At 66.1% G+C, this 9,290-nt stretch carries 7 protein-coding genes; 4 read left to right on the top strand and 3 right to left on the bottom strand.

Annotated elements, in window-relative coordinates; genetic code table 11:
- Positions 1 to 71: 71 nt before the first annotated feature.
- Together hrpB and ACE3S9_RS10020 are read left to right on the top strand one after the other, a co-directional pair.
- Positions 72 to 2,609, top strand: a complete 2,538-nt coding sequence (gene hrpB, locus ACE3S9_RS10025; RefSeq protein ID WP_374546316.1) for an ATP-dependent helicase HrpB — start codon at positions 72 to 74, stop codon at positions 2,607 to 2,609.
- A gap of 201 nt (positions 2,610 to 2,810) precedes the next feature.
- The gene (locus tag ACE3S9_RS10020) at positions 2,811 to 5,252 is read left to right on the top strand and encodes a multicopper oxidase domain-containing protein (RefSeq protein ID WP_374546315.1); all 2,442 of its coding nucleotides are present in this window, start codon (positions 2,811 to 2,813) and stop codon (positions 5,250 to 5,252) included.
- Positions 5,253 to 5,275: 23 nt separating this feature from the next.
- On the opposite strand, the gene pgeF is transcribed toward ACE3S9_RS10020, so the two are convergent.
- Genes pgeF through lgt form a run of 3 tightly spaced genes read right to left on the bottom strand, consistent with a single transcriptional unit; the run spans position 5,276 to position 8,054 of the window.
- Complete coding sequence (pgeF, locus tag ACE3S9_RS10015; protein ID WP_374546314.1) at positions 5,276 to 6,058, bottom strand: peptidoglycan editing factor PgeF; 783 nt, start codon at positions 6,056 to 6,058, stop codon at positions 5,276 to 5,278.
- Positions 6,055 to 7,212: a class I SAM-dependent methyltransferase gene (locus tag ACE3S9_RS10010; protein ID WP_374546313.1), complete on the bottom strand. Its 1,158-nt coding sequence runs from the start codon at positions 7,210 to 7,212 to the stop codon at positions 6,055 to 6,057. Before ACE3S9_RS10010 ends, pgeF begins: the two co-directional genes overlap by 4 nt.
- Entirely contained in the window at positions 7,209 to 8,054 is an 846-nt protein-coding gene (gene lgt, locus ACE3S9_RS10005; RefSeq protein WP_374546312.1) for a prolipoprotein diacylglyceryl transferase, read from the bottom strand. Before lgt ends, ACE3S9_RS10010 begins: the two co-directional genes overlap by 4 nt.
- A 157-nt stretch (positions 8,055 to 8,211) precedes the next feature.
- Between lgt and ACE3S9_RS10000 the strand changes: the two genes are divergently transcribed.
- Both ACE3S9_RS10000 and ACE3S9_RS09995 read left to right on the top strand, forming a co-directional pair.
- Positions 8,212 to 8,478, top strand: a complete 267-nt coding sequence (locus ACE3S9_RS10000) for an accessory factor UbiK family protein (RefSeq protein ID WP_374546311.1) — start codon at positions 8,212 to 8,214, stop codon at positions 8,476 to 8,478.
- Positions 8,479 to 8,731: 253 nt separating this feature from the next.
- Positions 8,732 to 9,235: a YbjN domain-containing protein gene (locus tag ACE3S9_RS09995; protein ID WP_374546310.1), complete on the top strand. Its 504-nt coding sequence runs from the start codon at positions 8,732 to 8,734 to the stop codon at positions 9,233 to 9,235.
- The last annotated feature ends 55 nt before the right edge of the window (positions 9,236 to 9,290 follow it).

The following is a 9,290-nucleotide window of genomic DNA, read 5'->3' as shown; positions in this document are numbered from 1 at the left end:
GGCCTTGGCCTTTCGCCAAGGATGATCGCCCGATGATTGCCCCGCCCGGCGAATGCTGGCAAGAGGCGGCGATGAGCTCCGCCGCGCCGCCGCCTTCCGCCGCCCCCCTTCCGATCGACGAGGTTCTGCCCCGTCTGACCGAGGTTCTAGCGGAGTCTCAAAAGCTTGTGCTGGTCGCCCCGCCCGGCGCGGGCAAGACCACGCGGGTTCCGCTGGCGCTGCTGGAAGCCCTGGTCTGCGCGCGCTGGCTCGGCGACGGCAAGATCATCGTGCTGGAGCCCCGCCGCCTCGCCGCCCGCGCCGCCGCCGAGCGCATGGCCGGCCTGCTCGGCGAAAATCTTGGGGAAACCATCGGCCTCAAGGTCCGGATGCAGACGCTGGGCGGGCCGAAAACGCGGATCGAAGTCGTGACCGAGGGCGTTTTCGCCCGCATGATTCTGGACGATCCTTCGCTCGACGGCGTGGCGGCCGTCCTGTTCGACGAATTTCACGAGCGTTCGCTCGACGCCGACCTGGGCCTCGCTCTGGCGCTCGACGCCCAGGCCGCGCTCCGTCCGGACCTGCGGCTGATCGTCATGTCGGCGACGCTCGACGGCGCGCGGGTCTCCGCTTTGATGGGCGATGCGCCGGCGATCGAATCGCAGGGCCGCGCCTTTCCGGTCGAGACGGTCTATCTCGGCCGCGATCCGCGCGAGCGAATCGAGGAGGCCGCCGCCCGCGCCGTACGGCGGGCTTTGGCCGAACAGCAGGGCTCGATTCTGGTTTTCCTGCCCGGACAGGCGGAAATCCGGCGTCTTGCCGCGACTCTGGAAGAGAGCCTGCGCGATCCCGCGGTCAATCTTTGCCCGCTCTATGGCGCGATGGAGCGCGCGGCGCAGGATCGCGCGATCCGCCCCGCTCCTCCGGGACGGCGCAAGATCGTGCTGGCGACCTCCATCGCCGAAACGTCGATCACGATTGACGGGGTGCGGGTGGTGATCGATTGCGGCCTCGTCCGCGCCCCGCGTTTCGAGCCCGAACTTGGGCTGACCCGGCTCGAAACCCTGCGCGTCTCGCGCGCCGCCGCCGACCAGCGGCGCGGCCGCGCGGGCCGCACCGCGCCGGGTGTGTGTTACCGGCTGTGGGAAGAGGCCGCGACCGGCGCCCTGCCCGCCTTCGCCCAGCCGGAAATCCTGGCCGCCGACCTGTCCGGTCTGCTGCTCGACCTCGCCGCCTGGGGCGCGCGCGACCCCAACGAGCTGCGCTGGCTCGACCCGCCGCCCGGCCCCGCCTGCGCCGAAGCCCGCGCCTTGCTGCAGGAACTCGGGGCGCTCAACGCCGAGGGCGCCATCACCCCGCGCGGAAAAGCCATGCGGACATTGCCGCTGCCGCCGCGCCTCGCCCGCATGGCGCTGCAAGCCGAAAGCATGGGCGCCGGCGAAGAGGCCTGCGAACTGGCCGTGATCCTGACAGAGCGCGGCCTCGGCGGCGATTCGCCCGACCTCGCCGAGCGGCTCGACCGCTTTTTGCGCGACGAGTCCCAACGCGGCAAGGATGGCCGCCGCCTCGCCCATGGCTGGAAGCATTTTTTGCGCGACGCCGCGCGCGGCCTTGGCGAAAAAGGAGAAAAACGCCCGCTCGCGCCGGGCGCGCTGATCGCGCTGGCTTTTCCGGACCGTATCGCCCGCGCGCGCGGAAAACCCGGCGAATTTCTGATGGCCAATGGCCGCGCCGCCAGCCTGGAGCCGCATCAGGCGCTGGCGCGGGAAAAGATGGTGGCGGTGGCGGAAGTGACCGGCCGCGCCGGCGCGAGCCGCATTCTTGCGGCCGCCACCTTGGACGAGGCCGATTTCGAAGCCCTGTTCGGCCAAGAGATCGAGCGCCGCGACGAAACGCGCTTCGACGCGGCGAGCGGCGCCCTGCGCCGGCGCGAGGCGCGGCGCTATGGCGCGCTGGTTCTGGCCGAGAAAAACCTGCCGGTCGAAGTCCATGCGGACAATGCGCAAAGTCTGGCGCGCGGCGCGGCGGATTTCGGGATCGACCGGCTGAACTGGAGCAAGGCGCAACGGCAGACCCGCGAGCGGATCGCTTTCCTGCGCGAGACTTTCGCCCGCAACAGCGGCGAAGGCGCGGAAAATCCCTGGCCGGACTTGAATGAGGCCGCTCTGGCGCAAAATCCCGAAGACTGGCTGGCGCCCTTCATTCTCGGTTGCCAGAAACTGGACGAGATCGGGCCGGAGCAATTCGACGCCGCTTTGGCCGCGCTGATTCCCTGGGATCTCGCGCGCCGGCTCGAAAACGAGGCGCCAACCCATTTCCTCACCCCGGCCGGATCGTCCATCGCGCTGGATTATTCGGCCGCCGAAGGCCCGGTTTTGGCGGTGCGCGTACAGGAGCTTTACGGGCTTTCGACCCATCCGAGCCTCGCCGGCGGCCGCGCTCCCCTGACCCTGCATCTGCTATCGCCGGCCCATCGTCCGATCCAGATCACGCGCGATCTGCCGGGCTTCTGGAAGGGCTCCTGGGCGGCGGTGAAGGCCGAAATGAAAGGGCGTTATCCGCGCCATCCCTGGCCCGACGACCCGGCCGCCGCCGCGCCGACCACGCGGGCCAAGCCGCGCGGGACATGAAAGCCGACCGACTTTGTTATTGCCTTCCGTTTCGCCGCAGAGGGTTCACAAAGCCATAATATGCTCTATACTGGATATAATACTTAAATTTGTACATGAATTCGTCGTTAAGAGCCGCCAGAATTGGTCGTTTGCTTAATCTGCAAACAGTCCTCTCGGCGACGCTGATTCAATTTCTGATATCCTGTTTGGAGGAACGTCATGGTTTGCTTCGGCCTTCGTTCGACCTTGTTGTTTTCGATCGCCTGTTTCAGCGTCACGGCCGCGGAAGCCGGTCCCGAAAAAGCCCAGAGCTATTGCGACGCGCACTGGCAAGCCTTTACGCCAACGAACGGCGTCCAACCCTACCGGCCGCTGATCGCCTTCGAACCCGAACACCGTTTTCTCCACGGCGGCCGCGCGCCTGGCGAAGTCAAGGTCGATTTCACGGCTCAGCAATATGACATTCGCGTCGGCGGCCGTCTGATCAACGGCGTCCCGATCTGGGCGGCGGCGCCCGCCGCCGAAACCGCCGCTTATATTTTCGACGAGAACGGCCAGCGTTGTCGCATTCGGTCTCAGGATTTCGAGAACCCATCGTTTCGCGCGGTCTGGGGCTATGCGCCGGGCCGCATCGAGCTCGATTTCGGCGATCATTTCAAATCGCGGGTCACGAGCCGGCTGGATTATACGACGGCGAGCCCCGCGCGACCAGATGGCGCGCCGTTCGGCGGGGCGCCGTGCCAGTCGACCAATCTCCACACCCACGGCCTGCTGGTCAGTCCCTACAAGGACGAGGCGAAAAAGCTCTATGGCGATTATGTGCTCGATCTCGCCAGCCCGCAGCACGGCGACCAGTGCGGCGGCGCCGGCGGCCAGCATGTCCACAACGTGGCCGACGCCCTGAATTATGACATCGCCATCCCACCGCACCGGCCCGATCCCACGATCCCCAACCAGGCCCTCGAAAGCGGCTATCACCCGAGCGGCCTGTTCTGGTTCCACCCGCATCCGCACGGCTACAGCGCCAAGCAATTGTCCGGCGGCACGTCGGGGCTGATCACGGTCGGAAATGCGGACGACCATCCGACCGCGCCCGGCGCCGCTCCGGTCAAGACGAACCTGCGCCTGATGCTGATCCGGGATATGCAAATCCAGAAGAACGCCGACAAAGGCGATTATGTCTTTGTCGCCTCGTCCGACCCGGCGCTGTGCGCGCCATCGGACAATTCACGCGATACGACGCTTTGGCCGGATGGCGAATGCAACGGCGGCGGCGACACGAGCTGGATCTTCACGGTCAACGGCGTCCAGAAGCCCGAAATCGCTCAAGACCTGCGACGCGACGAGGCGGAAGTCTGGCGCATCGCCAATGGCTCGCCCTCCGCCTCCTACCGTCTCGCGATCATCCCGCTCGACGAGGCGACGAACAAGCTGGCGTCAAATCAGGTTCATCCGATTGATTTCCGCATCCTGTCCAAGGACGGAGTCGCCGCGGCGCAGGAGAGCGAGGCCAAGGAAATGCTGCTGATGCCCGGCTCCCGGGTTGCGATCGAACTGGATCGGCGACTGGAAGGCGGCGCCTTCGCTTTGGTCAGTCTGGGCGTGTATTCCGGCGGCGACAACTGGCCGGCCGTCGTTCTCGCGACGGTCAAATGGCCGCAGACGGCAAAAGCGGCTGCTTCGGCCGAACCGCGAAGCGGGGCGGCCATGCGCCCGCAAGCCGGGGCGCCGGCGGGGATGAAAAAATTCGACCTCACGTCGCGCGGCCCGACCATTGTGCGCAGCCTCGCCAAGGCCGGGACGAAAGCCGGCTCGCTGGCGGCGGCCTGCGAACCGCTGGACGGCAACGAACGCGTGATCCTGTTCGTCAAAAATCCGAATTATGGCGACGGCGACGGCTATCGCAACGCCGACCTGTTCGGACTCGTCGCCGGGCTCCGCGCTCCGCCGGCGCATGAAGGCGAGCCGACGCCCGCCGATTATGACGCCTATCGCTTTTTCCGCCGCGACAACGCGGACCAGGCTCTGGCCGATACCGCGGCCGTCCGGCTGGACGAGGTCAAGTCAGCCAGCGAGGCCAAATTCAAATCGGACGGGTCCCATAATTTCACGCCGGCCTTCGCCGCCTTTCCCGAATTCGGCAATATTTGCGTGAGACGGAGCAGGAGCGTGGAAGACGCGGAAACCTGGGTGATCGAGAACTGGACCAATGAGTTCCACAATTTCCACATCCATCAGAGCCGCTTCAGCATCGGCGAGGCCAGCCAGTTGCACAATTACGCCTATTTCCGCTTTCCCTGCTCCGATCCGGCGACGATGGACAAATGTTCCAGCCAGAATCAAAGCCTGAAATCGGACGGGATCATCGAGGCGTTCTATCAGGACAAGACCGGCGCGAACGGCCACGCCGCTTTGGGCGAAGACCTGCACGATTCCGTGCCGATTCCACGCGGCTCAGACAATTGCGACGGTTCGATCGGCAACAAGGACTGCGCGCCCGGCCGCATCACGGTGCGCATTCCCTTCAACCGCAAGGAACAAGTCGGAACCTTCGTCTATCATTGCCACATCCTCGAACATGAGGACCGGGGCATGATGGGTCTTGTGCAGGTGATCGACCCCGACGCGCCCGAAACGCCCCACGCGCATCTCGGTCACTGAACGCGGCGGTGGCTCCGCGCCCCCTATTCCGGCAAGGCGATGGCGGCGACCAGCCGGCCGTAATCCGGCTCGCCGCGATGGGTCATGCGGCGATAGGAATAGAAGCGGTCTTCATCGGCATAGGTGTCGAGGCCGAGACTTTCGAACCGGCCCACGCCCGCGCGCTCGGCCCGCATGGCGATGAAGTCCGGCAGGTCGAACAGATAATGGCCCTTTTTGTCGGAGGGCGCGAAGAACCGTGCGAAGCCGGCGTCCTCGGCCTCGAAACGCGCGAAAAATTCCGGTCCGACTTCATAGCTGGCTTGCGCGATGGTCGGCCCCAGAGCGGCGGCAATATTGGCCTTGCGCGCGCCCAATGCCTCCATGGCGGCGACGAGGGCCTCGACCATGCCGGTCAGCGCGCCTTTCCAGCCGGAATGGGCCGCGCCGATCACCCCCGCAGTCTCATCGGCAAACAACAGCACGCCGCAATCCGCCCCTGTGACGCCGAGGGCGAGGCCGGGCGTCGCGGTGACGAGCCCGTCGCAGCGCGGCCGCGCGTCCTCCGGCCAGGGCGCCGAAACCGCCTGCGCCTCGGCGGAATGGATCTGATAAGGCACCAGAAAATGGCTTGGCTTTACGCCGAGCGCGCGCGCCATCCGGGCGCGATTCTCGGCCACCGCGCCGGGATCGTCCTTCGAGCCGACGCCGCCATTGAGCGAGGCATAGACGCCCTGCGACACGCCGCCCCGCCGGGTGAAAAAGGCGTGCGACGCCCTATTGAGCGACGGCGCGCGCAGCGCGGCGCCTAAAATTTCTTCCTTCATGAACCTGCCTGCGCCGAAGCGAAGCCCGGCGCCTCCTTGACGCTGCGCCGGGTCACCGCCAGAACCTTGAACAACGCCCCCATTTCGCTTTCGCCATCGCCGGCGAGCCGCGCCAGAGCGGAATCGATCTGCTCCGCCTGTTCGGGCGAGGCGCCGCGCTTGAGCATTTCGGCGCGCTCGAAAATCCCCAGCTCGGCCAGAAAGGCGCCCTGCTCGACCGGCCCGTGAACCAAGGCGTTCGCGGCAGAGGCGGCGCGGGCGAGCGCCGAGAAATCGACATGGGTGGTGAGATCGGCCTGACCCGGATCCTCCAGCGGATCGACAAAGACATGCGATTTGACCGCCTGGAGCGTCTCGCCGAAAGCCGTGCGGACATAGCCGTAATCGATCGCCAGCGCCGCGCCGTTCTCGCTGACGATGCGCGCGGCGATCCGGGTGATGAGCCTTTGCGCCGCCGCCCCGACTTCGAGGATCGACCCGTCCGGCGCCTGCGCCTTGATATAGGGCTCGCTCTCCTCGCTGAGGCCGAAGGCCAGTTCGCCGTCCGGATCGAGTCCGACCAGCCTTTCGCGCCAGCCCTTCGGCGTCTTGAGGTAATGGCGCACCGGCAGCGCGTCGAAAAACTCATTGGCGATGAAGATCGCCGGGCCGGGCGGGATGTCGTCGAGGCTGTGATGCCAGGTGACGGGCTTGCCGCTGTCCGCCAGCGCCGCGCGCTGCTGCTCGGCAAGCAAATCGCTGGCCTCGACCAGATGGACGTCCAGCGCCTGGAAAAATTCGGGCGCGGCGCGGGCGGCGCGCAAAGCGTCGGCCATCAAGACGCCGCGTCCCGGCCCTAGCTCCACCAGCCGCACCCGGGCGGGAGCGCCGATCTGGCTCCACATTTCCGCCGCCCACAGCCCGATCAGTTCGCCGAACATTTGCGAGATTTCCGGCGCGGTGACGAAATCGCCCTCCACGCCGAAGGGATTGCGCGTGGTGTAATAGCCCTTGGTCGGATGGGTGAGCGCCAAAGCCATGAAGCGCTCGATCGAGATCGGCCCCTCGTCGGCGATGATCTCGCGGAGATCGTCCTTCAGGCTGCGCGAGTTTTCTTGGCCGCGCGAATTTTCTTGGCCGCCCTCTTGCGGCGCGCCGTCCTGCGTGTCCGTCATGACCCCTCCGCCGCCAGATTTTCCGCCGCGACGGGACCGCGGCGCAAGGAATAAAGCACCAACGCGCCGCCCAGCGCGACCAGAGGCGCCGACAGCAGCATGCCCATGGTCGCGCCGCCGAACAGGAAGCCAAGCTGCGGGTCCGGCTCGCGGAAAAATTCACAGAAAATGCGCGCCAGCCCATAAAACCCGATGAAAAGACCCGAGGTCAAGCCGGGCCGGCGGAACGCCCCCATCCGCACCGCGAGAGCGACGATCAGGCCGAGCGCAAGGCCTTCGAGGCCAGCCTCATAAAGCTGGCTGGGATGGCGCGGCTCGGGCCCGGCGCCGGGAAAAACCATCGCCCACGGGACATCGGTCGGGCGGCCCCACAGTTCGGGCTTGATGAAATTGGCGATGCGCACCAGGAACAGGCCGAGCGGCGCCACCGCGCTGCAAATATCGCCGGCGGTGAGGAACGCGATCTTCTCGCGCCGCGCATAAAGCCAGGCGCCCAAAGTCGCGCCGGCGAGCCCGCCGTGAAAGGACATGCCGCCCTTCCAGACCGCGGGAATCTCCAGCGGATTCTGGAGAAAGAACGGCAGGTTGTAGAACAGGACATAGCCGGTGCGGCCGCCCAGAACGGCGCCGAAGGCGACAAAGACCAGCAGATCGTCGAGCCGGTCCGGCGCCGGATGTTTCACGGCGCCCCACAGCGTTTCGCTGCGCGTCAGCCGCATCGCGATCAGCCAGCCCAGCACCAGCGAGACAATATAGCCCATGGCGTACCAGCGCACCGGGAACGGGCCCAGATTGACCATGACCGGATCGATCATCGGATAATTCAGCATGAAAAGCGGCATTGCGGCGTTCCGTGAGCTTTTCGTCCGAGTAAAGCGCCGCGCGACGGCCTTCAAGCCTTTCCATAGCGGCTTTCTGTAAAAGCCCTTCAACAAAATTCTTGCGCACGCCCGCGATCACGCCCATCTGTTGCCTCGGAAAGCTAGCCGGAGGCTCAAGATGACCGCGTCGCCCAACCGTTTCTTCGACGATATGTCGCGCCTGTTCACCGACGCCGCCGGCGCCGCGCGCAGTCTCGGCCGCGAGGCAGAGGCCGCCATCAAGGCCCAGGTCGAGCGTTTGCTGGCGAGCATGGACGTCGTCAGCCGCGAGGAATTCGAGGCCGTGCGCGACATGGCGGTCGCCGCGCGCAACGCCAATGACGCGCTGGAGCGCCGCATCGCCGAACTCGAAGCCAAACTCGCGGAAGCGCCGAATAAGGAATGAATTTTCCTTTAACTGTGGACGCCGCCCTCGGTCCGGTGGACGATTCCGCGCGAATCCAGCAGTTTGCTTGTGGGCGCGGACAGGATTCCGTCGCCGGGCAATTCTGACTATAGTGAATTTGTCCGGTGATTCGGCCGCCATCGGTCGATCGGAAATCCAGAGCTTGCGCGCGTTTTTGCGCAGGCGTTCTCGAACGGGAGTTCCCGCCGCGTTTCCGTCTCTTCGTCGCGCTGCGCGCGCTCAGGACCGATCGATGCTGCTGTCTGGAATTGAACTGAATGAACGGGTGGAGCATCCGGTCGACGTCGTCGAGCGGATCGCGACGCTGAAAGACTGGTCCTTCGACCGCGACGATCCCGACGAAATCTCCATCTGCGTCAACGGCTCCTGGGCCGATTACAACATCGCCTTCACCTGGCTGCCGCAATGCGAGGCGCTGCATCTGGCCTGCGCCTTCGATCTCAAGGTGCCGGAGCGCCGTCGCGGCGAGGCCGGAGCCCTGGTGGCGCGCATCAACGAACAGATGTGGATCGGCCATTTCGACGTCTGGTCGAAGGACGGCGTGGTGATGTTCCGCCACGCCATCCTGCTGGCCGGCGGCGCCGAGCCGAATGACGCGCAATGCGAGGCGGCGCTCGCCGCCGCCGTCGACGCCTGCGAACGCTATTACCAGGCGTTCCAATTTGTCGTCTGGGCCGGCAAGAGCGCCGGCGAAGCGCTCGAAGGCGCCATGCTCGACACGCGCGGCGAAGCCTGATGAGCGCGGCGGATTCGCTCGCGCTGGTCGGCGCGGGCAAGATGGGCGCCGCGCT

Source organism: Rhodoblastus sp. (assembly GCF_041915505.1).
In the GTDB taxonomy this organism is placed as follows: Bacteria; Pseudomonadota; Alphaproteobacteria; order Rhizobiales; family Beijerinckiaceae; genus Rhodoblastus.
The sequence above is the reverse complement of the archived record's forward strand: the minus strand, read 5'-3'. Positions and strand labels throughout refer to the sequence as shown.